Raw genomic sequence first — 22,548 nt, 5'->3', positions numbered from 1 at the left:
TCACCCCGGGCGTGGACCGCGCGACCTTCCGGCGGCACTACGCTCGAACACATGACTTCCGCACCTCCTACCGTGACCGTTCGCCGGGTGACCACCACCCGCGCCGGTGGCTTCTCCGCCCCGCCCTACGAGTCGTTCAACCTGGGTGACCACGTCGGTGACGATCCGGAAGCTGTGCGCCGCAACAGGATTCGGTTGGCCGAAGGTATCGGGCTCACCCCGGACCGGTTGGTGTGGATGGAGCAGGTGCACGGGCGCACCGTCGAGATCGTCGACGGACCGCGCGCCGAACCGGTGCCGGTGACCGACGCGCTGGTCACCACGGTGCCGGGACTGGCGCTGGTGGTGCTCACCGCCGACTGCGTGCCGATCCTGCTCTCCGACGACGAGGCGGGCGTCATCGCCGCGGTCCACGCGGGTCGCATCGGCGCCAGGATCGGCATCGTGCCGCGCGTTCTCGAGGCGATGGTGTCGGTCGGGGCCCGCGTCGACCGCATCGGCGCGTTCCTCGGCCCGGCCGCCTCCGGGCGACAGTACGAGGTGCCGGCGTCCATGCGCGCCGACGTCGAGGCCCACCTGCCCGGCAGCGCGACCACAACCGTCCGCAAGACCCCAGGTCTGGACCTGCGAGCCGGCATCCGCAGGCAGCTCACCGAGGCGGGAGTCGGCGGAATCGCGGTCGATCCCCGCTGCACCATCGAGGACAAAACCCTGTTCAGCCATCGCCGCGGCGCCCCGACCGGCCGGATAGCCGGCGTGATCTGGATGGACCCCGCCGTATGAGCAGCGAAGCCACCCCCGAACCGGCCCGCGCGACCACCGGAGCGCACGGATGACCGCGGAACCAGCGGCGACGACCGCCCGCACCGCCGAACTCGCCGGCCGGCTCGACGGCCTGCTCGCGCGCATCGACGCCGCTGTCGAATCCGCGCGACGCCCGGCAGGCTCGGTCAGCCTGCTGCCGGTGACGAAATTCTTCCCCGCCGCCGATGTCGCGATCCTGCACGCCCTCGGCCGACGCGAATTCGGTGAGTCCCGCGAGCAGGAAGCCTCCGCGAAGGTCGACCAGCTCGCTTACGACGACGTCGAATGGCACATGATCGGCCGTTTACAACGCAACAAGGCACGCGCGGTGGCGCGCTGGGCGCACACCGTAGCCTCGCTCGACAGCGAACGCCTGGCAAACGCCCTTGACCGTGCGGCGCAGGACGCACTGGCAGCCGGCGAGCGTATCGCGCCGCTGCGCGTGCTGCTGCAGGTGAGCCTCGATGCCGACCCCGGACGCGGGGGTGTCGCACCGGCCGATCTACTCGCTCTCGCCGACCTGGTAGCGAAGGCGCCCGGCCTGCATCTGGCCGGTCTGATGGCGATTCCGCCCCTTGACACACCGACTGATGTGTCGTTTGCGAATCTTGCGACATTGCACACTTCGCTGCTAGCGCAACACGCCGGAGCCACCGAGCTTTCCGCAGGTATGTCGGGTGATTTGGAGATTGCGGTCGAACACGGTTCGACGTGTGTGCGTGTCGGAACTGCCTTGATGGGCGCCCGACCGATAACCTCGGCGTAGCAAAGAAACCTCACCAGTCACATTCGACACATACGATTGGGCCGAAGAGGCGCTGAGCAAGAACTTCAACACCCGGCCGCCACCGGGGCCGAAGGAAGGTCGACCAGATGAGTACCCTGCATAAGTTCAAGGCGTACTTCGGCATGGTTCCGCTCGATGAGTACGAAGACGACTACGTCGACGATCATGCCCCTCGCGGTGCCGAGGAGCGCGTGGGCCGCGTCCGCCCGCGCAGCTACGACCGTTATGCCGAAGACCGTTACGGCTCCGACCGTTTCGAGGACGAGGCCGACGACTTCCCACAGCCGGCTTACAAGTCGGCCTACCAGGCGCGTCGTGACGACTATGTCGCCGACACCTACGCCGACGATCGCTACGAGACGCCGCGTCGCCCCACCAGGATCGAAACGGCGCCGTCGTCGGGCCGGTCCTTCCGGGCAGGCGGTGTCGCACCCGGTATGCGTGGCTCCACTCGTGGTGCGCTCGCGGTCGATCCCGACGCCGAAGAGCGCAGGCTGGAGGAGCGCATGCGCCCCGAGCCCGCGCCCGCGCGGCGTCCCGGGATCTTCGAGGACGGAGGTCCCTTGTCCAAGATCACCACGCTGCGTCCGCGCGACTACGGCGAGGCCAGGATCATCGGTGAACGATTCCGCGAAGGGAATCCGGTCATCATGGACCTGGTCGACCTGAGCAATGCCGACGCGAAAAGGCTGGTCGATTTCGCGGCCGGCCTGGCTTTCGCGCTGCGTGGTTCGTTCGACAAGGTGGCGACAAAGGTGTTCCTGCTCTCACCGGCCGATGTCGACGTATCGGCGGAAGAACGCCGCCGTATCGCCGAAAACGGCTTCTACAACCAGAAATAGAGACCGCGGACCCGATACCGAGATGGCCGCCCGCGCGTTGCGCGGCGCGGCCATTTTGCACCCTGCCGATTTTGCGGCAGAGTGAACCCGTGGCCCTGTTCGCGGTTCTGTACCTCGTGCTTTTCATCTTCTGGCTGTTGCTCATCAGTCGGGTGATCGTCGAGTTCATTCGCAGTTTCGCGCGCGACTGGCGCCCGACCGGTGTGGTGGTGATCATCCTCGAGGCGATCTTCACTGTTACCGACCCTCCGGTGAAACTGTTGAGGCGGTTGATACCTCCTGTGAATCTTGGGGGTATTCGCCTCGATCTTTCGATAATGGTCCTGCTCTTCCTCGTCTTCATCCTGATGTCGATCGTGGGTAGGCTCGGGCAGCCCGTGACCTCCGTGTGACACAATGAATCGAGAAGACCGCTTGCTAGTTCTCCAAAAGACGCGTGAAGGGATCCTTCGATGCCGCTGACTCCTGCCGATGTGCACAACGTCGCGTTCAGCAAACCGCCGATCGGTAAGCGCGGCTACAACGAGGACGAGGTCGATGCCTTCCTGGATCTCGTCGAACAGGAGCTTTCGCGCCTGATCGAGGAGAACGCCGACCTGCGTCAGCGGGTCGCCGAACTCGACACCGAGCTGGCCGACGCCAAGAAGAACCGTGGCCCGGCCCCGGTCAACGCCGCGAAAGCGCCTGTTCAGCAGGCACCTCCCCCCGCGCCGGACCCCGTTCCGCAGCCGGTTCCGGTCGCGCCGCCCGCCCCGATGCCCGTCGCGGCCCCGGTGCAGAACAACGGCCCGGACGCGAACATGCAGGCCGCGAAGGTGCTCACCCTGGCGCAGGAGATGGCCGACCGCCTGACCACCGACGCCAAGACCGAGGCCGAGGGTCTGCTCTCGAACGCGCGGGCAAACTCCGAGCGACTGGTCGGCGATGCCCGCACCCGTTCGGAAGCGATGATCGCCGACGCGCGTCAGAAGTCCGACGCCATGCTGTCGGACGCGCAGAACCGCTCCGACACCCAGATCCGGCAGGCCAAGGACAAGGCCGAGGCGCTCACCGCCGACGCCGAGCGTCAGCACGCCGAGATCATGGCCACGATCACCCAGCAGCGCACGGTGCTCGAAAGCCGCATCGAGCAGTTGAAGACCTTCGAGCGCGAGTACCGGGTGCGCCTGAAGTCCTACCTGGAATCGCAGCTGGAAGAGCTCGAGAACCGTGGGTCGGCCGTACCGGTCGACGGCGGCGAGTTCGCGGGCGAAACCAACGGTTCGGCCAACAGTCTGGCTCCCGCTTCCTTCGCCAAGGGCGGCAAGTAAACTGGTTCCCGAGTCGCGCGACGCAGCGCGTCGCGTGATTCGGGAATGCCCAGCTATCGTCGGGCTGCTCGGTTGGCTTGGGAGTCAGCATGCTCGTCTTGACGCTTGTTCTTGCGGCGATCGGCTTCGGACTGCTCGTCGCGGCGCTCGCCACCGGTTCGGTGGTGTGGGCGTGGGGGTGCATTCTGATCTGTGTTGTCGGTGCCGCGAGTTTGCTCGTGAGCGCACTGGCTACCCGAAAACCCGAGAGCGAACCGGTCCCACCCGGCCGACACGCCCGGCGGAACTGATCGGGCGCGGAATATCGACTGGACGAGCCCGGTTAGAATCGAACTACACACGGCACTGATCCGGCCATCACCGGGGAGCCTTCGGAAGAACAGCGTTCGCGCCCAGTAGAACCGAACGGGTGAGCCCGTCACAGCTCACACAACGAGAGGCTCGTGCCGTTCCCGGCGAGGGACAGTACGAGCAAACGGGGTGGTACCGCGGTACGGCGCACCGGCGCCGACATCGTCCCCGTGCCCACATTTCGCGCTTACAGCGCGGCGGCACGAGGAGTAGATCCGCGATGGCGGACGAGACAACTACCGGTAACGCATACCCCCGGGTCGATTTCGGCGCGGGTTCGGGCGCGACGTTCCCGGAGCTCGAAACCCAGGTGCTCGACTATTGGGCTCGCGACGACACCTTCCGCGCCAGCATCGCCAACCGCGAGGGTGCTGTAGCTGATTCGGCGCCTGCGGGGGCCTCCGTGGTTACGCAGGCTGCCGCCTCCGGCCCCGTCGCAGCCGCCAATGAGTTCGTCTTCTACGACGGCCCGCCCTTCGCCAACGGCCTGCCGCACTACGGCCACCTGCTGACCGGCTACGTCAAGGACCTGATCCCGCGCTTCCAGACCATGCGCGGCAAAAAGGTCGACCGCCGCTTCGGCTGGGACACCCACGGCCTGCCCGCCGAGATCGAAGCCGAGAAGCAGCTCGGCATCACCGACAAGGCGCAGATCGACGAGATGGGGCTGGCCGAGTTCAACGCCGCCTGTAGATCGTCGGTGCTGCGCTACACCGACGAGTGGCGCGCCTACGTCACCCGCCAGGCCCGCTGGGTCGACTTCGACAACGACTACAAGACCCTCGACCTCGACTTCATGGAGTCGGTCATGTGGGCGTTCAAGTCGCTGCACGAGAAGGGCCTGATCTACCAGGGCTTCCGCGTGCTGCCCTACAGCTGGTACGAGCAGACGCCGCTGTCGAACCAGGAGACCCGCCTCGACGACGCGTACAAGATGCGTCAGGACCCCGCGGTCACCGTCGACATGCGACTGAGCGTGCCCGCCGAACATCCCCTTGCCGCACTGGACGGCGCGAACGCGCTGATCTGGACGACCACGCCGTGGACCCTGCCGTCCAACCTCGCGATCGCGGTACACCCCGACGTGCGCTACGTGCACGTGCGCGGCGCCGATGACAAGCGCTATCTGCTGGCCGCCGAGCGGGTGTCGCACTACAGCCGCGAACTCGGCGAGGAGCCACAGGTGCTCGGCGAGTACGACGGTGCCGCCCTGTCGGATCTGTCCTACGCCCCGCCGTTCGACTTCTTCGTCGGCCACCCGAACGCGCACCGCGTGCTCACCGCAGACTACGTCACGACCGACTCGGGCACCGGAATCGTCCACCTCGCACCGGCTTTCGGTGAAGAGGACATGGATGTCGCCGGCGCCAACGGCATCGAGATCGTCCAACCTCTCGACCCGGCGGGCAAGTTCACCTCGATGGTGCCGCCGTACGAGGGCCTGATGGTCTTCGACGCCAACCCGGTGATCATCAAGGATCTCAAAGCCGCCGGAAAGCTCCTGCGGCACGAGACGATCGAGCACTCCTACCCGCACAGCTGGCGTTCCGGTCAGCCGCTGATCTACATGGCGGTGCCGTCCTGGTTCGTCGCGGTGACCAAGTTCCGTGACCGGATGGTCGAGCTCAACCAGCAGATCAGCTGGGTGCCCGAGCACATCCGCGACGGTCAGTTCGGTAAGTGGCTCGAGGGCGCGCGCGACTGGAACATCAGCCGAAACCGCTACTGGGGTAGCCCGATCCCGGTCTGGGTCTCCGACGACCCGGCCTACCCGCGCGTGGACGTCTACGGTTCGCTCGACGAGCTCGAAGCCGACTTCGGCGTGCGCCCCACCGACCTGCACCGCCCGTACATCGACGAGCTCACCCGGCCCAATCCCGATGACCCGACCGGGAATTCGACCATGCGCCGGGTTCCCGAGGTGCTCGACTGCTGGTTCGAGTCGGGCTCGATGCCCTACGCGCAGGTGCACTACCCGTTCGAGAACAAGGAGTGGTTCGACAGCCACTTCCCCGGCGACTTCATCGTCGAGTACAACGGGCAGACCCGTGGCTGGTTCTACACCCTGCACGTGCTCTCGACCGCGCTGTTCGACTCGCCGTCGTTCAAAACCGTTGCCGCGCACGGCATCGTGCTCGGTGACGACGGCTTGAAGATGTCGAAGTCGAAGGGTAACTACCCCGACGTCAACGAGGTCTTCGACCGCGACGGCTCCGACGCCATGCGCTGGTTCTTGATGAGCTCGCCGATCCTGCGGGGCGGCAACCTCATCGTCACCGAGCGCGGCATCCGTGAAGGCGTGAGCCATGCGATGCGGCCGCTGTGGAACGCGTGGACGTTCCTACAGCTCTACGCCTCGAAGCCGGGTGTGTGGCGCACGGATTCGCCGAACGTGCTCGACCGCTACATCCTCGCCAAGCTCGCGGTCACCCGCGACGTGGTCACCGAGGCGCTGGAGGCCTACGACATCGCCGGTGCCGCCGACGAACTGCGCGGGTTCGCCGACGCGCTCACCAATTGGTATGTGCGCCGGTCGCGTTCGCGGTTCTGGTCCGAGGACCGCGACGCGGTCGACACCCTGCACACGGTGCTGGAAGTGGTCACCCGCCTCGCCGCGCCGCTGCTGCCGCTGATCACCGAGGTGATCTGGCGTGGGCTCACCGGCGGACGTTCGGTGCACCTGACCGACTGGCCGACCGAGACCGAGCTGCCGCACGATCCCGAACTGGTCGCCGCCATGGACGAGGTGCGGGTCGTCTGTTCCACCGTGTTGAGCCTGCGCAAGGCCCAGAACCTGCGGGTGCGGTTGCCTCTGGCCGAAGCCACCATCGCGGCGGCCGACGCCGAGCGGCTCGCGCCGTTCGCCGAGCTGATCGCCGACGAGGTCAACGTCAAGAAGGTCGACCTGACCACCGACGTCTCCGCACACGGCCGGTTCGAACTGGTCGTCAACGCGCGCGCCGCCGGCCCGCGCATCGGTAAGCAGGTGCAGACGGTGATCAAGGCCGTCAAGGCGGGGGAGTGGAGCGAATCCGCCGACGGTGTCGTGACCGCTGCCGGAATCCCCCTGCTGCCCGAGGAATACACCCAGCGCCTGGTGGCCGCCGAACCGGAGTCCACCGCCGCCCTGCCCGGCAATGCCGGCCTGGTGGTGCTGAACTCGGTGGTCACCGAGGAGCTGGAGGCCGAGGGCTGGGCCCGCGACCTCATCCGCGACCTGCAGGAGACCCGCAAGTCGCAGGGTCTCGAGGTGTCCGACCGGATCAGCGTGGTTCTGGACGTGCCCGCCGAACGGGTGCAGTGGGCCGCGACCCACCGTGACCTGATCGCCGGGGAAATCCTGGCCACCGCACTGACTTTCGGTGATGCCGGTGCCGATGCCGCCGAGATCACCGGTGGCGTCAAGGTTTCGGTCGCGAAGGCCTGAGTTCTGCGCAGCGCGAAAAGGTCCGGGCTCGCCGAGCCCGGACCTTGTGTGTGCGGTGGACAGTTACTCGACGACCAGTTCCACCGGGATATTGCCCCGGGTGGCGTTGGAGTACGGGCACACCTGATGGGTGGTCTCGATGAGTTGGGTGCCCTGCTCGTTGTGCAGGTGCTCGGGCAGTTCCACGCGCAGCACGACCGAGAGTCCGAAACGGCCGCCCTCGAGGGGGTTCAAACCGACCTCGGCAGTCACCGACGCGTCGCTGGCTTCGATCTTCATCCGCTTGGCGACCAGTTGCAGCGCGCTGGCGAAACAGGCCGAGTAGCCCGCCGCGAAGAGCTGCTCCGGATTGGTGCCCGCGCCGTCGCCGCCCATCGCCTTGGGGGCGGCGAGCGTCAGATCGAGCACGCCGTCGTCGCTGTAGGAACGGCCTTCGCGGCCGACCGAGGTTGCGACCGCGGTGTAGATAGGTGCCATGGTGTCCTCCTAGACAGAACTGTCTGTTCTCTTGTGATCATCAGAGTAGACAGATCTGTCTGATATCGTCAAGGGGAAGCGCTGAATTTCTGAAAGGACGCAGGTCACCGATGAGTGCCGCTCGCGAACGTCTGCTCGACACGGCCACCCGGTTGTTCTATGCCGAGGGTGTCCACAAGGTGGGCATCGACCGGATCATCGCCGAGGCCGGTATCGCCAAGGCGACCTTCTACCGGCACTTCAAAACCAAAGACGACCTGGTGGTCGCCTACCTGCAGCGTGAGTACGCGCGCCAGCGCAACGCGCTGGAATCGGTGCCGGGTGAGGGCTACGCCACCATCACCACCATCTTCGACACGATCGGCGGCATCAGCTGCGGCCCCGGCTTCCGTGGCTGCCCCTTCCTCAATGCCGCGGTGGAATTCCCCGACCCGCGACATCCGGTCCGCCGCGTCGTCGACGACTACCGCACCTGGTTCCGTGAGCTCATGGCCGAACACCTGCGCGCAGGTGGCCACCCGGCGCCCGACGACGCCGCCCGCGCCCTGCTCCTGACCCGCGACGGCGTGACGATCAGCGGCGGCGTCGGCGACGACGACACGGTTCGAGCCGGCGTTCGCGCAGCATTGACGCTCATCACCTGAGCGTGTGCGAAAAGATGCTGGAAAGTTGCTGAATTCTGTGACATCGGCGAGCCGGTCGGGCAGAATTGTGATGTTACTGCTGATGCGCATGGAACCGCTGAGGCGACAGTGACTGCTCGTGACGATTGTCCTGTGGAAACGGTGCGCGCCGGTGATGGCGACATCTCGGCGCGACACCGGATCAGTGGGTGGCACACCCGAGGATCAGGCGACGCCGCCCGATAGCCGACCAGCCGGAGTCCTGGGCTCCCGGCCGTGAGGAAGGGCGCGCACATGAAGCGAAAACTCTCGAGACGGATGGGTATCGGCTTCGTCGCCACCGTCACCGCGACAGTCGTCCTGGCCGGGCCCGCGTGGTCACAGCCCGGCAGCGCGTCGGGCTCCGGCGCATCAGGCTCGTCGTCGGGAAGCTCCAGCGGCTCCGGCATGATCCCGCTGCCCAGCGCCACCGGCATCGGCGCCCTCACCGCCGCCATGACCCAGCTCGGCAAACCCTACGAGTGGGGTGCGGTGGGCCCACACTCCTGGGACTGCTCTGCGCTGGTCCAGTGGGCATTCCGGCAGGTCGGCGTCAGCTTGCCGCGCACCACCTGGGAGCAGGCGAAAGTCGGCCTTCCGGTGACCTTCGGCGGCCTGGCCCCAGGCGATGTCGTCATCCTCAACGGCGACGGCTCCCACGTCGGCATCTACGCGGGAATGGGCCAACTCCTCGACGCCCACGACTGGGGCGTTCCGGTCGGCCTGCACCCGTTGCGCGAGTTCGACATCTTCGCGATCCGTAGATTCTGAGTTCTTGGCGGCCGGGGCCGCGGGTCGCGGCCCTTCGGGCCCCGATTCTTCCCTCCCGGCGGGCGCTCCTTCGTCGCACCCTCTGGTCAGTCCAGAATCGGGCGGGCCGCGAGAAAAGAGCCCGTCCGGTGAGAAAAAGACCTCAGTCCACCAGTTGACGCAGTAGCGGGCCGTATTCGGGATGGGCCAGGGCCGAGGCGAACTGGGCCACCAGGTAGTCGGCGGGGTTGCCGGTGTCGTACCAGCGGCCCTGGATGACCTGGCCGTACACCGCGTGCTCGGCGGCGTAGTTGTTGATCGCGTCGGTCAGGTACACCTCGCCGGACTGGTGGGTGTACCAGTTCTCGGTCTGAGTGCGCAGCTCGTCGATGATGCCGGGTGTCACCACGTACCCACCGATCGCCGCGAAGGCCGACGGGGCGTCTTCGGGCTTGGGCTTTTCCATGAGGCCGGAGATGCGCAGCAGCCCGTCGTCGAGGTCCTCGCGCACCACGGGCACGCCGTAACGCTGCGACTCACCCGGCGACATGGGCAGCAGCGCCAACACCGGGCACCCCGTCGATTCGTAGGCGGTGATCAACTGCTGGGCGCGCGGTACTTCGGCCACGAACACGTCGTCGGGCCACAGCACCAGCATCGGTTCGTCGCCCAGGTGTCGCGCGGCGTTGAGCACCGGCGTGCCGTTGCCGTACGGGCCGTGCTGGTCGAGGTAGGTGATGTGGCCCTCGCGGGAGAGCTCACCGACCTCTTCCACGGCGTCGGCGTAGGCGGACTTGCCGTCGGCGCGCAGTTGTGCGACCAGGGCCGGATTCGGCCGGAAGTGATCCTGGATCAGCGACTTGCCGCTGCTCACGACGATGGTGATGTCGGTGATCCCGGAGGCCACCAGTTCACGCACCGTGTGCTCGATGACCGGCTTGTCCCCGACCGGCAGCATCTCCTTCGGCGTCGCCTTGGTCAGCGGAAGCAGCCGGGAGCCGATTCCCGCCGCCGGAATGACAGCCTTGCGGATCTTCATCCCCCGATCATCACACATTCGGCTGTGTCATCGGTGTGCGACGGCTGGCAACGGCTGGAGGAATTGTCGGAGCTGCGGCGTAGATTGCGGCTGGTGAGCACCCACACTCCCGCCGCCGGGGCTCCGGCCAGGCCCGATGCGGCGGCGACCGCCCGTCGCTGGGTGTTGCACATCGATATGGACGCCTTCTTCGCCTCGGTCGAACAACTGACCCGCCCCACCCTGCGCGGCCGCCCGGTGCTCGTCGGCGGGGCGAGCCAGCGCGGTGTCGTCGCGGGGGCCAGCTACGAGGCCCGGGTCTACGGCGCGCGCTCGGCCATGCCGATGCATCAGGCCCGGCGCCTGATCGGCGTGTCGGCGGTGGTCGTGCCGCCGCGGGGCGCGCTGTACTCGGTGCTGAGCGCGCGGGTGTTCGACACGTTGCGCGGCTGTGTTCCGGTGCTCGAGACATTGTCGTTCGACGAGGCCTTCGCCGAGCCCGCCGAACTGGCGGGCGCGAGCGTCGCCGCGGTCGAGGACTATTGCGCGATGCTGCGCGCTCTGGTTCGAGCCCAGACCGGGCTCACTGCTTCGATCGGTGCCGCGACCGGGAAACAACTCGCCAAAATCGGTTCCGGCCTCGCCAAACCCGATGGGATGCGGGTCATTTCACCCTCGGAACAGGGTGAGCTGCTCGCGTCGTTGCCGGTGCGCGCACTGTGGGGGATCGGGCCGGTCGCCGAGGCCAGGCTGCGCAGCCTCGGCATCGAGACGGTCGGCGCGTTCGCCGCGCTGCCGGAATCGGAGGCCGTGTCGACCCTCGGTGGCAGCGTCGGCGCCGCACTGCACCGGCTCGCGCGCGGGATCGACGATCGCCCTGTCACCGAACGCGCCGAGGCCAAGCAGATCAGCGCCGAGAACACCTACGAGCGCGACATCGTCACCATGGCCGACCTGCGCGCCGCCGTCACCGCGATGGCGGCGTCGGCACACCGCAGGCTCGAACGCGACGGTCGCGCCGCCCGCACCGTGGTCCTCAAATTGAAGAAGTCGGATATGGGCATCGTGACCAGGTCGTTCACCCTGCCCTACGCCACCGCCGACCTCACCACGCTGGCCGCGGCCGCGCAACGCTCCGCGATCGACCCCGCCGAACTCGGGCCGATCCGCCTCGTCGGTGTCGGGTACGGCGGGTTGTCGCTGGTGCGCCAGGAATCGCTGTTCCCCGAACTCGATCAGGCGGTGCCCGCCGATCTCGGCACCGTCGAGGACGCCCCGCCGCCGCCGGACGAACTACCGAATCCGCCTGCGGGACTGTGGTTTCCGGGAATGGATGTGAATCATTCGGAATTCGGGCACGGCTGGGTGCAGGGTGCGGGCTACGGCGTGGTGACCGTGCGCTTCGAGACCAGCTCGACAGGTCCCGGCCCGGCGCGTACCTTTCCAGCCGACGACACGGGGCTGACACGGGCCGATCCGCTGGCAAGCCTCGCCTGAGGAGTAGCCTCGGCTACCGCGATGGAACCACTCCCACCTCGAACGCAAAGGACGAGCAGTTGAAGCTTCGTACGACCGGACGTGTAGCGATCGCCGGACTGGCCGTGGTCGCCGCCCTCGGCCTGAGCGCGTGCAGCGACGACAAGGGCGACAAGCCCGCCGCCAAAACCACCACCAGCGCGAAGGCCGCGGCCTCGGCGACGGCGGAGCTGCCCCCCGTGCCGACCGTGGAGCAGCTCAACGAGCAGCTCAACACCGCGCTGGACCCGTCGGTCCCCAACGAACAGAAGCTGGACTTCGTGCAGGGCGGCGAGGCCGACCCCGAACTGCCCAACCGCTTGGCCCAGGCCGCCTCGGACGCCAATGTTCAGGTGCAGGTCACCGAGGTGACCTCCTTCGGTGACAGCGTCAACGCGAAGGCCGACTTCACCGTCAACGGCCAGACCAATGTCGTCGACGTGCCGTTCGTGGCCGAAGAGGGCAAGTGGAAGGTCCAGAAGTCGTGGGCCTGCGGGATGATGACCAACCTGGGTCAGACCTCGGTCGCCTGCCCCTGATCTTGTTCGCGCCAGCCCCGTCCGGACCTGTCCGGGCGGGGCTTTCGCCTACGAGTCGCTACGGTGTTTCGCCTGCTGTCGGTGGCGCGGCTACTATCGGGCCCCGTGGTAGAGACGATCGTGCGTCAGGGGCATCCGCCCAAGGATGTTTCCGGCTCCGCGCGACGTGATCGCGCGGGGTGGGCGCGCATCGTCGCGATCGTCGCGGGCCTGATCGGCATTCTCACTGCCGCCGTGCTCCCCTTCCTGCCCGTCCGGGTAGATGCCGCGACGGTGTCCTGGCCCCAACAAGGCTCACCCGCCGCCGTCGAATCGCCACTGATCGCCTACGCGCCCGCCGCCTTGTCCGCCACGGTGCCGTGTGCGGCGTTGAGTTCCCTGGCAGGCACCGGCGGTGTGGCTGTCTCCACCGTGCCGCGGCAATCGGCCGACATGGAGAAGTACGGCTTCGTCGTGAAGGTGGTCGCCGACACCGACCAACGCCCAGGTCGGGTCGACGTCGTCTCGCGCTCGACGCTGATCTGGACCGCGCCGCTGGCGCAGGTACTCGACCGCTCCTGCGCGCTCACGATCGCGATCACCCCGCAGGAATCCACGGTCACCACAACAGGTCTCGGTGAAGGCGCCGCGGTGGCCGCCGATCTGCGTCCCCAGGTCGTCGGCGTGTTCAGCGAACTGACCGGTGCCGCGCCCGCGGATCTCGCGGTGCGCGTCGACGTCGACGCGCGCTACACATCGTCGCCGACCTGGCTCAAACTGGCCGTGATCGTGCTCTGCCTGCTGGCAACGGTGGTGTCGCTGTTCGCGCTGCACCGCCTCGATGCCCTCGACGGCCGGTCCGCCCGCCGCTTCCTGCCGCAACGCTGGTGGCGACTGCGCCCCGTCGACTGGCTGGTGTTCTCGGTCCTGCTCGTCTGGCATTTCATCGGCGCCAACACCTCCGACGACGGCTACATCCTCGGCATGGCCAGGGGCGCCAGTAGTTCGGGCAACATGTCGAACTACTACCGTTGGTTCAGCGTCGACGAGGGCCCGTTCTACACCCCCTACGTCGACATCATCGGATGGCTCACCCATATCTCGGCGGTCAGCCCGCTGGTCCGGCTGCCTGCCCTCGGCGCCGGCGTGCTCACCTGGTGGTTGATCAGTCGCGAAGTGCTGCCCCGCCTCGGCGTGGCTCTGCGCCGCGAACGCGTCGCCACGTGGACCGCAGCCCTCGTCTTCCTGGCCTTCTGGCTGCCCTACAACAACGGTCTACGCGCGGAATTCGTTGTCGCACTGGGTGTTCTGGTCACATGGGTTTCGGTCGAACGAGCGATCGCGACCCGGCGGCTGCTGCCGTTCGCCGTCGCGGTGATCGTGGCCGCGTTCACCCTCACCGGCGCACCGTCGGGATTGATCTGTCTCGGCGCGCTGGTGGCTGGTGCGCGCATCGTCACCGCAGTGATCGTGACGCGGGCGAAGACCGTGGGTTATCTCGCGTTGCTGCTGCCGATTCTGGCGGCGGGTTCGGTGGTGCTGACCGTGGTCTTCGCCGACCGAACCTTCGCCGGTGTGCGCGAGATGTTCGCCGTGCACGGTGTGATCGGGCCGAAAGAATCCTGGTTCTTCGAATTCCTGCGCTACCAGTACCTGCTGCAACTCAATGCTGACGGCTGGCTGACCAGGCGTTTCGGTGTCTTTGCGATGCTGATCGGGCTCATCGTCTGCACCGCTGTCCTGCTGCGCCGCGGCGGACATATCCCCGGCACCGCGGTCGGCCCGGTCCGGCGCATGCTCGGCATCACCCTCGCCGCCATGGTTCTGATGATGTTCTCGCCCACCAAGTGGACCCACCAGTTCGGTGTGTTCGCGGGCCTGGCCACCTGTGTCGCCGCGGTGACCGCGGTCGCGGTGAGCTCGCAGGTCCTGCGACCGATGCGCAATCGCGCGCTGTACGCCGCAGGTGTCTTCTTCGCCCTGTCGATGACCTGGGTCGGTGCCAACGGGTACTGGTACGTCTCGTCGTGGGGAGTCCCGTGGTGGGACAAGCCGCCGACGGTCGCGGGGTACGGCGTTTCGACCTTCTTCGTCGGCCTGACTCTGCTTGCGCTCGCCGTGGCGGCGTGGTTCCACGTTCATCCGAATCCGAAACCGCAGCCCAAGGCTGAGCGGTTGGCCGGGCTGCCCGTTCTCGCGGTGGCCGCCGCGATGATGGTGCTGTTCGAAGTGGCCTCCTTCGCCAAAGCCACAGTGTCCCAATACCCCGCGTACTCCTTGGCCGGTTCGAACCTCTCTGCGGCGTTCGCGGGCGGATGTGGGATGGCCGACGAGGTGCTCGTCGAGACCGACCCGAATGCCTCGATGCTCGCCCCGCTGTCCGGTGACGTGACCACCGCGATGAACGGCGCCGAATCCACCGGCTTCCGGGTCGATGGTGTCGCTCCGGTGCTCACCTCCGACGAGGTGGAATCGACCACAGGCCAGGCCAACTCGGTGTCCGATGATCCCGAAGAATTGCGTGATGCCTCGACCTCGGCGGGCTCGGAATCGCGGCAGGGGTCATTGCAGCTCCCGTTCGGTCTCGACCCCGCGACCACCCCCGTCGTCGGTAGCTACCGCGCGGGCGCCCAGGAACCGGCGGCCCTGACTACGGGCTGGTTCCGCTTGCCGAACGGTCCGCGCGGCCCGCTGCTCGCGATGTCGGTGGCAGGCCGGATCCGCTCGGTCGACGCCGACGGCATCGTCCACCCTGGGCAGGAACTAGCGGTCGAATACGGCACTGCGGCCGACGGAGTGGCCGCTGCCGAGGGCACTGCTGATGTCGCCGTGACCGGCCGGATCGCGCCGATCGATATCGGTCCCGCCCCGATGTGGCGCAACCTGCGCGTCCCGCTCGACCAGCTGCCTGCCGACGCGAACGTCGTCCGACTGGTCGCCGCCGACAAGGATCTCGGCGGCGACCAGTGGCTCGCAGTGACCCCGCCGCGCATGCCGCAGACCACCACGCTCAGCGCGCTGGTCGGCCGACAGGCGCCGGTTCTGCTGGATTGGGCTGTGGGACTGCACTTCCCGTGCCAGAACCAGATGCCGACCTACAACGGCATCGCCCAGCTCCCCGAATACCGCATCCTGCCCGACCGCAACGGCGCCACCATCACCAACCTCTGGCAGGGCCACGACGGCGGCGGCCCACTCGGCTGGACCCAGCTCCTCTTCACCGCCCGCACCCTGCCGACCTATCTGAACAACGACTGGGATCGGGACTGGGGTTCGCTCGAGCAGTACCTCCCCCTCGACACCACCGCCACCCCCGCGAAGGTGGATATCGACTCCGGCAACCGCTGGGGCACATGGACTCCCGGCCCCACCATCACCGCCTGGTAGTCGCCGGTCGCGGTCGAGTACACCCCGCCCGGAGCTCTCGGCCGGTGCGGTCACCGACATTTCGCGCCGCGGCTCGGACGGGAATGTCAGGCGAGACGGGCATGTGCACACCGACTGTGGCGGCCACGCGGTATCGGCACGGTTGCCGGTCCGGTTGCCGTCGAAGCGTTTCGCGGACGGTCTAGCGGGAGTTGGTGGCGATGCGTAGGGCGAGGTCCGGGAGATCGGCGCCCGTGAGTCCGGGGTAGCCGTGGAGGAGGGCGCGCCAGCGGGCAGGCACGGCCGAGGCGCCCCATCGGGCGCCGAGCAATCCGCCCGCGATGGCCGCGGTGGTGTCGGTGTCGTTGCCCGCGCGCACGCACGCCTGCAGCGCCAGTGGGAGGTGTTCGGGCGTGGCGGCATCGGTGGTGGTGATCGCCCACCACGCGGTCTGCAGGGCATGCACCACCCAGCCGTTGTTCGGGAAGTCGGCGGGCGTGCCCTGCTCGGCTTCATCGAGGCGTTCGGTCCAGTACGCCGATTGCGGTGAGCCGCTGACGTATTCGCGAGCCCCGCCGAAATCGGCGTTCAGCACGGCATGCCGGATCGCGTAGGTCCACATCTTGCACGCCTCGACCGCGTGCTCGTCGTGGTGGGTGAGCAACCCGACCCGGCCCGCCGCCGCCACGCATTCCGCGGCGTCGTCGAGATAGGCCAACGCCACCGGCGCCGTCCGCATCAGCGACCCGTTGCCGCCGGTTCGACCTGTCAACGACATCGCCACGGCCTGCATGTCCAGCGCGGAAGAAGGGCGAGCGGACAGCACGGCTCGGGTCTGATTGCCGATGTCGGGTGGCTTCGAGTCGTACCAGGAGACGAATCCCGCCGCGACCGCGTCGAGATCGATTCCCGGTCCGCCGGTAGCGGCTACCGCTACGGCTAGCGCCATCGACGTATCGTCGGTCCACTCGCCCGGAGCCCAGCCGAACACCCCGCCGCCGACCATGTCGATCACCGTGTCCGGGCCCGGATGTGTGAACTCGTAGCCCGCCCCCAGCGCGTCCCCGGCCGCTGTACCCACCAGCACGCCGGCGACCCGATCCGAGAACCCCGCATCGTGCACAGAATCCACCCCTCTCGGGTGTCCATCACCGGATCGTCCGATCAGCGAGCCTACCGGTCGGCTTGTGCCGCACCGGCGATGCACGCCGGTGCGACACCGAATCGAGCTATTGCGCGACGACGTCGGTCGGCTCGACCACCGAGTGCCGCCGGTGCCGGCGCGCCCGCAGCAGGGCGTCGGTGGTGAACACCGCCAGCGCCGTCCAGATCAGGGCGAATCCGGCCCACCGTGATGCCGGCATGGGTTCGTGCATGACCGCGACGCCCCAGGCCATCTGCAGGGCCGGGGTGAGGTACTGCAGGATGCCCATGGTCGAGAGCGGGACCCGCTTGGCCGCGACAGCGAACAGCAGCAGCGGCAGCAGGGTGACGGGTCCGGTGGCGAGCATGAGACCGAAATGGGCGGGGCTGGAGGTCATTTCACTGCTGCCGGTGGCCATCACGACGATCAGGAAGGCCAGCGCGAACGGCACGGCCACGATGCCCTCGGCCGCGATGCCGGGGAGCGCGTCGAGCCGGATCACCTTCTTCACCAGCCCGTAGGTGGCGAACGAGCAGGCCAGGATCAACGCGATCACCGGTGGTCTGCCGTAATCCACGGTCAACACCACCACCGCCAGCGCCCCCAGTCCCAGCGCCACCCACTGCGCCCTGGTGAGCCGTTCCCGGAACAGCAGCACCCCGACGGCGACGGTGACCAGCGGATTGATGAAGTAACCCAGCGCGCATTCCACGATGTGTCCGGTGGTGACGCCGAAGACGTAGACGCCCCAGTTCAGCGACAACGCCGCCGAGGCGGCCGCGGCCAGGCGCCAGGTCCTGGCATCGATCCCCCGCAAGCCACCCAGTCGCCCGGTCAGCGTGAGCACCAGCAGCACCACTACCAGCGTCCAGACGATCCGCTGCGCCACCACTTCGGCCGGCGAGGCAAACGACAGCAGCCCGAAGAAGGCGGCGAACGAACCCCAGATGAGGTAGGCGCCCGCACCGAAAACGACACCGGGCGGGGATGAGCTGCGCTGCATTCATCCCATGATACGACCGGCTAATCTGACGGGCATGTCCATATCCGTGCAGGAACCCGCGGCCACGGGCCTGACCGCAGCACAGGTCGATGAGCGCCGCCGTGACGGACGAACCAACGACGTCCCCGCGAGGGCGAGTCGCTCGGTCGGCGAGATCGTTCGCGCGAACGTCTTCACCCGCATCAATGCCATCCTCGGCGTGCTGTTCCTGCTCGTCCTGTCGACAGGCTCGATCATCGACGGCATGTTCGGGCTGCTCATCGTGGCCAACAGCGCGGTCGGCATCATCCAGGAGGTCAGGGCCAAGCGGACCCTGGACGAACTGGCGATCGTCAGCCAGGCCAAGCCGACGGTGCGCCGCGACGGCACCGCCCAGCAGGTCTCGCCCGGCGAGGTCGTCCTCGATGATCTGATCGAGCTCGGCCCCGGCGATCAGATCGTGGTCGACGGTGAGGTCGAGGAAGCCGCCGCGCTCGAGATCGACGAGTCGCTGCTGACCGGTGAGGCCGACCCGATCGACAAGGGCGTCGGCGCGCCGGTGATGTCGGGCAGCTTCGTGGTGTCGGGGTCGGGCGCCTACCGCGCTACCAAGGTCGGCAAGGACGCCTACGCCGCGAAGCTGGCCGAGGAGGCCAGCAAGTTCACGCTGGTGCACTCCGAACTGCGTTCGGGCATCAACAAGATCCTGAAGTTCATCACCTACCTGCTCATTCCCGCCGGCCTGCTGAGCATCTACAACCAGCTGGTCTCGAGCGGGGAATCGTGGCGCCCGGCCGTCACCGGCATGGTCGCCGCGTTGGTGCCGATGGTCCCCGAAGGCCTGGTGCTCATGACATCGATCGCCTTCGCGGTCGGCGTGGTGCGCCTGGGCAAACGCAAGTGCCTGGTGCAGGAACTGCCCGCGATCGAGGGTCTGGCCCGGGTCGACGTGGTGTGCGCCGACAAGACCGGCACTCTCACCGAGAACGGCATGCGTCTGGCGCAGGTCGAACCGCTCGGCGAATTCGACGAAGCGCAGGCCGAGGCCGCCCTGGCCGCGCTCGCCGGCGACGATCCGCGCCCCAATGCCAGCGTCCAGGCCATCGCCGAAGCGCTGCCCGACTCGCCGGGCTGGTCGCGGACCGCCGTGGCGCCGTTCTCCTCGGCCAAGAAGTGGAGCGGCATTTCCTATGGCGCCCACGGTGATTGGCTGCTCGGCGCCGCCGACGTGCTGCTCGATCCCACCTCCGCCGACGCCTCCCGTGCCGAGGAGCTGGGTTCCTCGGGCCTGCGCGTGCTGTTGCTGGCGCGCGGCGACCGCCCGGTCGACGCCGACGACGCACCCGGTCGGGTGGAGCCCGCCGCGCTGGTCGTGCTCGAGCAGAAGGTGCGTCCCGACGCCAAGCAAACCCTCGAATACTTTGCGAGCCAGCAGGTGTCGATCAAGGTGATCTCCGGCGACAATGCCGTGTCGGTCGGCGCGGTCGCCTCCTCGCTCGACCTGCCCGGCGGCGACCACGCCGTCGACGCCCGCACTCTGCCCGACGATCCGGCCGCGCTCGCCGACGTCCTCGATCACGAAACCACCTTCGGCCGGGTGCGACCCGATCAGAAGCGCGCCATGGTCGGTGCCCTGCAGTCGCGGGGGCACACCGTGGCCATGACCGGTGACGGCGTCAACGACGTCCTCGCGCTCAAGGATGCCGATATCGGTGTCGCGATGGGCGCGGGCAGTCCGGCCACCCGCGCGGTGGCGCAGATCGTGTTGCTGGACAACAAGTTCGCGACCCTGCCGTATGTGGTGGGGGAGGGGCGCCGGGTGATCGGCAATATCGAACGCGTCTCGAACCTGTTCCTCACCAAGACCGTCTACTCGGTGCTGCTGGCGTTCCTCGTCGGCCTGGCGGGCGTAGGTTCACAGATTTTCGGCTACGACCCCATCGGGTATCCGTTCCTGCCCCGCCACGTCACCATCGCGGCCTGGTTCACCATCGGCATCCCCGCGTTCGTGCTCTCGCTCGCACCGAACAACGAGCGCGCCCGCACCGGTTTCGTCGGCCGGGTGATGCGCCTGGCGGTGCCCTCGGGCGTGGTGATCGGCGTCGCGACGTTCGTGTCCTACCTCATCGCCTACGCCGGGCCGGAAGCCTCGGAAACGCAGAAGGTGCAGGCGGGCACCACCGCGTTGATCACGCTGATCATGATCGCGGTGTGGGTGCTCGTGCTGGTGGCGCGCCCGTATGTGTGGTGGAAGGTGGTGCTGATCGTGGTGTCGGTGCTGGCCTACGTCGCGCTGTTCACGATCCCGTTCACCCGCGAGTTCTTCAAGCTCGACCCGTCCAACCCGCGACTGACCCTCGCGGCGGTGGTCTCGGGTGTGATCGGCATCGTGCTGGTCGAGCTGGCATGGTGGGTGCAGGCACGGCGCTCCGGCGGCGCGGGCAAGCTCTTTCCCGCGGTGGGTGCGCAGGGCGCGTGACCGCTCGCTGACCAAGGCCCGGGCGGCTTCGAGAACCCTTGCGGCGGACGAACATTCGGTGTTGGAGTACCTTTGCCGACTATGGAGGCAAAGCTGTCGATGTCGCATCGTCTCGGGGTCATCCGGTGACCCCCGACGAACTGGACGATCTGTTTTCCGACCTCATCGCGCAGATCGACCGGCTCGACGCCGGTGCGCTGGAATTGATGGCAGATGCCTACGACAGCGCCGGCGATGTGGACCGGGCGCGCGCGTTGTGGGAGCTGGCCGACACCCGCCGCGACGTGGATCGGCCGTAGCGCTATTCGGCGGGAACCGGCCCGTCGTCGGGGCTCGGTGTGACGGTGTCGCTGCTGCCCGGCAGCAGCGGACTCACGGCGAACCGGCCCCCGACGGCGTCGGCCGGTAGTGCCTGTACCGCTCGGACATCGGGCCGGTTCGCGAGATCACGCAATCGAGGTAGCGTGCCGCGCACCACGATGCCGGCCGTGCACGCGCAGCCCGCGCGCAGCCGGTTCTCGGTGACGCGGGCGATGTCGGCGCTGCGCTGATCGCGGAACTGTTGTGCCGCAACCAAACCCGCGGCCGCCTCGGCCGACTTCAGTGCGGGCTCGTCACCGGCAGGCGTCGCGACGGTGATCACCGGCGTCTGGACCCGCTCGATCGGCACGTGTTGGATCACCCCGGCGATCCGCAATCCCTCGGCCGCGGCCGGAAGTTGTGGGGGCGTGAGGTATTCGGTGAACGACACCAGCGCCCAATGCTGGTCGCCGTCGACCCCGTCGAGGGAGGTCCGTGCCTCGTCCAGGTATCGCTGAACCTGCTCACCGGGCGCGGGCCCCAGGCGATCGGTGGCCACCGCCGACGCGGGTGGCGGTGCGCGGAACGCGGCGACCAACAGGATCACCGCGCCGATCGCGGCGATACCGATGATGGCGGCATTGCGTAGCGAGAACCCTCCGCTGCCCGAATCGCCTTCTGCGCCAGCCGATCCGGCGACGCCTGCCTGCTCGGGGGGCATGTTGCCGAGTTCATCGGCGGATGTAGCCGCGCGGTCGTCGGCGGGTGCCCGCTCGGCCGGGGAGCCCTCGGGAGTTCCCGCGTGCCCGGTAGGTGAATCCCCGCGGTCGTCCGACGCCGTCTCCGGCGCCGGTTCGGACGACCGCGGGTCGTCAGGCATTACGTAATACGTCCAAGGCGCCCGCCAGATCGTCGGGGTACTCGCTGGTGATCTCCAGCCAGCGCCCGTCGGCGGGGTGGTGGAAGCCGAGCTGACGCGCGTGCAGCCACTGCCGTTCCAGGCCGAGGCGCTTGGCCAGCGTCGGATCGGCGCCGTAGGTCAGGTCACCCGCACAGGGGTGGCGCACCGCGGAGAAGTGCACCCGGATCTGATGCGTGCGACCGGTCTCCAGATGGACATCGAGCAGGCTGGCCGCCTGGAACGCCTCGATGGTGTCGTAGTGGGTGACACTGGGCCTGCCGTCGCCGGTCACCGCGAACTTCCAGGCATTGCCACGCGCACGCCCGATCGGGGCGTCGATGGTGCCGCTGCTCGGATCCGGGTGTCCCTGCACCAGTGCATGGTATTGCTTGTCGACCGTGCGTTCCTTGAAGGCGCGCTTGAGCATCGTGTAAGCGTGTTCGGATTGTGCCACCACCATCACACCGGAGGTGCCCACGTCGAGGCGGTGCACGATGCCCTGCCGTTCGTGCGCGCCCGAGGTGGAGATGCGATAGCCCATCGCCGCCAGGCCGCCGACCACGGTCGGGCCGGTCCAGCCGACGCCGGAGTGCGCGGCGACGCCGATCGGCTTGTCCACGGCGACGATGTCGTCGTCGGCGTAGAGGATGTTCATGCCGTCGACCGGGGTGGCCTCGACCGTCAGTTCGCGCTTGGGTTCGGGGAAGATCACTTCCAGCCACGCGCCCGCGGTCAGCCGATCGGACTTCCCCGCGGCGATCCCGTCGATCTGCACCGAGCCGTCCTCGGTCAGCGCCACGACCGCGGTGCGCGAGAGGCCGAGCAGGCGGGCGAGTCCCGCGTCCACCCGCATCCCGTCGAGCCCGTCGGGAACGGGCATGGTTCTGGTTTCTCTCATACGGTGTCCTCCTGCGT

General features: G+C 67.9%; 20 protein-coding genes. 14 read left to right on the top strand and 6 right to left on the bottom strand.

From position 1 onward, the window contains the following. The first annotated feature begins 51 nt into the window (after window positions 1–51). The 7 genes from pgeF to ileS all read left to right on the top strand — a co-directional run bounded on the left by pgeF (window position 52) and on the right by ileS (window position 7,521). Window positions 52–783 (top strand): peptidoglycan editing factor PgeF, encoded by a 732-nt coding sequence (gene pgeF / locus ACFWUR_RS23970; protein WP_378909728.1) that lies wholly within the window; start codon window positions 52–54, stop codon window positions 781–783. A 49-nt stretch (window positions 784–832) separates the two neighbouring features. Beyond that, a complete protein-coding gene (locus ACFWUR_RS23965) occupies window positions 833–1,570 on the top strand; it encodes a YggS family pyridoxal phosphate-dependent enzyme (protein ID WP_378909726.1) in 738 nt (245 codons plus the stop codon). A gap of 107 nt (window positions 1,571–1,677) precedes the next feature. Beyond that, entirely contained in the window at window positions 1,678–2,433 is a 756-nt protein-coding gene (locus tag ACFWUR_RS23960; RefSeq protein WP_378909725.1) for a cell division protein SepF, read from the top strand. Window positions 2,434–2,522: 89 nt separating this feature from the next. Further along, window positions 2,523–2,825 (top strand): YggT family protein, encoded by a 303-nt coding sequence (locus ACFWUR_RS23955; protein WP_378559319.1) that lies wholly within the window; start codon window positions 2,523–2,525, stop codon window positions 2,823–2,825. A 60-nt stretch (window positions 2,826–2,885) separates the two neighbouring features. Then, complete coding sequence (locus ACFWUR_RS23950; RefSeq protein WP_378909723.1) at window positions 2,886–3,743, top strand: DivIVA domain-containing protein; 858 nt, start codon at window positions 2,886–2,888, stop codon at window positions 3,741–3,743. Between the two features lie 89 nt (window positions 3,744–3,832). Continuing rightward, entirely contained in the window at window positions 3,833–4,033 is a 201-nt protein-coding gene (locus tag ACFWUR_RS23945) for a hypothetical protein (RefSeq protein WP_067459298.1), read from the top strand. A 281-nt stretch (window positions 4,034–4,314) separates the two neighbouring features. Continuing rightward, window positions 4,315–7,521: an isoleucine--tRNA ligase gene (gene ileS / locus ACFWUR_RS23940; RefSeq protein WP_378909722.1), complete on the top strand. Its 3,207-nt coding sequence runs from the start codon at window positions 4,315–4,317 to the stop codon at window positions 7,519–7,521. A gap of 63 nt (window positions 7,522–7,584) precedes the next feature. On the opposite strand, the gene ACFWUR_RS23935 is transcribed toward ileS, so the two are convergent. After that, window positions 7,585–7,998 carry an organic hydroperoxide resistance protein gene (locus ACFWUR_RS23935; RefSeq protein WP_378909720.1) on the bottom strand — a complete coding sequence of 138 codons (414 nt, stop codon included), beginning with the start codon at window positions 7,996–7,998 and terminating at the stop codon, window positions 7,585–7,587. A gap of 110 nt (window positions 7,999–8,108) precedes the next feature. Here ACFWUR_RS23935 and ACFWUR_RS23930 point away from each other — a divergent pair, with 110 nt between their 5' ends. Continuing rightward, a complete protein-coding gene (locus ACFWUR_RS23930) occupies window positions 8,109–8,642 on the top strand; it encodes a TetR/AcrR family transcriptional regulator (RefSeq protein WP_378909719.1) in 534 nt (177 codons plus the stop codon). Between the two features lie 273 nt (window positions 8,643–8,915). Further along, window positions 8,916–9,431 carry an NlpC/P60 family protein gene (locus tag ACFWUR_RS23925; RefSeq protein ID WP_378909717.1) on the top strand — a complete coding sequence of 172 codons (516 nt, stop codon included), beginning with the start codon at window positions 8,916–8,918 and terminating at the stop codon, window positions 9,429–9,431. 142 nt (window positions 9,432–9,573) lie between these two features. On the opposite strand, the gene ACFWUR_RS23920 is transcribed toward ACFWUR_RS23925, so the two are convergent. After that, window positions 9,574–10,449 (bottom strand): UTP--glucose-1-phosphate uridylyltransferase, encoded by an 876-nt coding sequence (locus ACFWUR_RS23920; protein ID WP_378909716.1) that lies wholly within the window; start codon window positions 10,447–10,449, stop codon window positions 9,574–9,576. Window positions 10,450–10,626: 177 nt separating this feature from the next. Here ACFWUR_RS23920 and ACFWUR_RS23915 point away from each other — a divergent pair, with 177 nt between their 5' ends. The 3 genes from ACFWUR_RS23915 (at window position 10,627) to ACFWUR_RS23905 (ending at window position 15,848) form a co-directional block, all read left to right on the top strand. Continuing rightward, complete coding sequence (locus tag ACFWUR_RS23915; RefSeq protein WP_378909806.1) at window positions 10,627–11,925, top strand: DNA polymerase IV; 1,299 nt, start codon at window positions 10,627–10,629, stop codon at window positions 11,923–11,925. 59 nt (window positions 11,926–11,984) lie between these two features. Beyond that, complete coding sequence (locus ACFWUR_RS23910) at window positions 11,985–12,482, top strand: hypothetical protein (RefSeq protein WP_378909714.1); 498 nt, start codon at window positions 11,985–11,987, stop codon at window positions 12,480–12,482. Window positions 12,483–12,587: 105 nt separating this feature from the next. Continuing rightward, window positions 12,588–15,848 carry an arabinosyltransferase domain-containing protein gene (locus ACFWUR_RS23905; RefSeq protein WP_378909713.1) on the top strand — a complete coding sequence of 1,087 codons (3,261 nt, stop codon included), beginning with the start codon at window positions 12,588–12,590 and terminating at the stop codon, window positions 15,846–15,848. 181 nt (window positions 15,849–16,029) lie between these two features. On the opposite strand, the gene ACFWUR_RS23900 is transcribed toward ACFWUR_RS23905, so the two are convergent. Together ACFWUR_RS23900 and rarD are read right to left on the bottom strand one after the other, a co-directional pair. Next, window positions 16,030–16,959 (bottom strand): ADP-ribosylglycohydrolase family protein, encoded by a 930-nt coding sequence (locus ACFWUR_RS23900; RefSeq protein ID WP_378909712.1) that lies wholly within the window; start codon window positions 16,957–16,959, stop codon window positions 16,030–16,032. A gap of 97 nt (window positions 16,960–17,056) precedes the next feature. Beyond that, window positions 17,057–17,974, bottom strand: a complete 918-nt coding sequence (gene rarD / locus ACFWUR_RS23895; RefSeq protein ID WP_378909711.1) for an EamA family transporter RarD — start codon at window positions 17,972–17,974, stop codon at window positions 17,057–17,059. A gap of 34 nt (window positions 17,975–18,008) precedes the next feature. On the opposite strand from rarD, the gene ACFWUR_RS23890 reads away from it, so the two are divergent. Both ACFWUR_RS23890 and ACFWUR_RS23885 read left to right on the top strand, forming a co-directional pair. Next, on the top strand, window positions 18,009–20,432 hold the full coding sequence (locus ACFWUR_RS23890; protein ID WP_378909709.1) for an HAD-IC family P-type ATPase: 2,424 nt from the start codon (window positions 18,009–18,011) through the stop codon (window positions 20,430–20,432). A gap of 125 nt (window positions 20,433–20,557) precedes the next feature. After that, on the top strand, window positions 20,558–20,731 hold the full coding sequence (locus ACFWUR_RS23885) for a hypothetical protein (protein ID WP_378909708.1): 174 nt from the start codon (window positions 20,558–20,560) through the stop codon (window positions 20,729–20,731). A 2-nt stretch (window positions 20,732–20,733) separates the two neighbouring features. Here the strand turns inward: ACFWUR_RS23885 and ACFWUR_RS23880 are convergent, their stop codons facing one another. Together ACFWUR_RS23880 and ACFWUR_RS23875 are read right to left on the bottom strand one after the other, a co-directional pair. Further along, window positions 20,734–21,612 carry a hypothetical protein gene (locus ACFWUR_RS23880; protein ID WP_378909706.1) on the bottom strand — a complete coding sequence of 293 codons (879 nt, stop codon included), beginning with the start codon at window positions 21,610–21,612 and terminating at the stop codon, window positions 20,734–20,736. Next, on the bottom strand, window positions 21,605–22,531 hold the full coding sequence (locus ACFWUR_RS23875; RefSeq protein ID WP_378909705.1) for an RluA family pseudouridine synthase: 927 nt from the start codon (window positions 22,529–22,531) through the stop codon (window positions 21,605–21,607). Before ACFWUR_RS23875 ends, ACFWUR_RS23880 begins: the two co-directional genes overlap by 8 nt. Window positions 22,532–22,548 lie beyond the last annotated feature (17 nt).

It is taken from the genome of Nocardia sp. NPDC058633 (genome assembly GCF_042717045.1).
GTDB lineage: Bacteria > Actinomycetota > Actinomycetes > Mycobacteriales > Mycobacteriaceae > Nocardia.
This window is presented reverse-complemented; position numbering and strand designations above follow the sequence as displayed.

Coding starts and splice junctions, on each gene's coding strand:
- ACFWUR_RS23930 (WP_378909719.1), top strand. CDS start 8,109: ATGAGTGCCGCTCGCGAACGTCTGCTCGACACGGCCACCCGGTTGTTC.
- ACFWUR_RS23880 (WP_378909706.1), bottom strand. CDS start 21,612: ATGCCTGACGACCCGCGGTCGTCCGAACCGGCGCCGGAGACGGCGTCG.
- ACFWUR_RS23935 (WP_378909720.1), bottom strand. CDS start 7,998: ATGGCACCTATCTACACCGCGGTCGCAACCTCGGTCGGCCGCGAAGGC.
- ACFWUR_RS23965 (WP_378909726.1), top strand. CDS start 833: ATGACCGCGGAACCAGCGGCGACGACCGCCCGCACCGCCGAACTCGCC.
- ACFWUR_RS23920 (WP_378909716.1), bottom strand. CDS start 10,449: ATGAAGATCCGCAAGGCTGTCATTCCGGCGGCGGGAATCGGCTCCCGG.
- ACFWUR_RS23945 (WP_067459298.1), top strand. CDS start 3,833: ATGCTCGTCTTGACGCTTGTTCTTGCGGCGATCGGCTTCGGACTGCTC.
- ACFWUR_RS23925 (WP_378909717.1), top strand. CDS start 8,916: ATGAAGCGAAAACTCTCGAGACGGATGGGTATCGGCTTCGTCGCCACC.
- ACFWUR_RS23915 (WP_378909806.1), top strand. CDS start 10,627: ATGGACGCCTTCTTCGCCTCGGTCGAACAACTGACCCGCCCCACCCTG.
- ACFWUR_RS23950 (WP_378909723.1), top strand. CDS start 2,886: ATGCCGCTGACTCCTGCCGATGTGCACAACGTCGCGTTCAGCAAACCG.
- ACFWUR_RS23960 (WP_378909725.1), top strand. CDS start 1,678: ATGAGTACCCTGCATAAGTTCAAGGCGTACTTCGGCATGGTTCCGCTC.
- pgeF (WP_378909728.1), top strand. CDS start 52: ATGACTTCCGCACCTCCTACCGTGACCGTTCGCCGGGTGACCACCACC.
- ileS (WP_378909722.1), top strand. CDS start 4,315: ATGGCGGACGAGACAACTACCGGTAACGCATACCCCCGGGTCGATTTC.
- ACFWUR_RS23890 (WP_378909709.1), top strand. CDS start 18,009: ATGTCCATATCCGTGCAGGAACCCGCGGCCACGGGCCTGACCGCAGCA.
- rarD (WP_378909711.1), bottom strand. CDS start 17,974: ATGCAGCGCAGCTCATCCCCGCCCGGTGTCGTTTTCGGTGCGGGCGCC.
- ACFWUR_RS23875 (WP_378909705.1), bottom strand. CDS start 22,531: ATGAGAGAAACCAGAACCATGCCCGTTCCCGACGGGCTCGACGGGATG.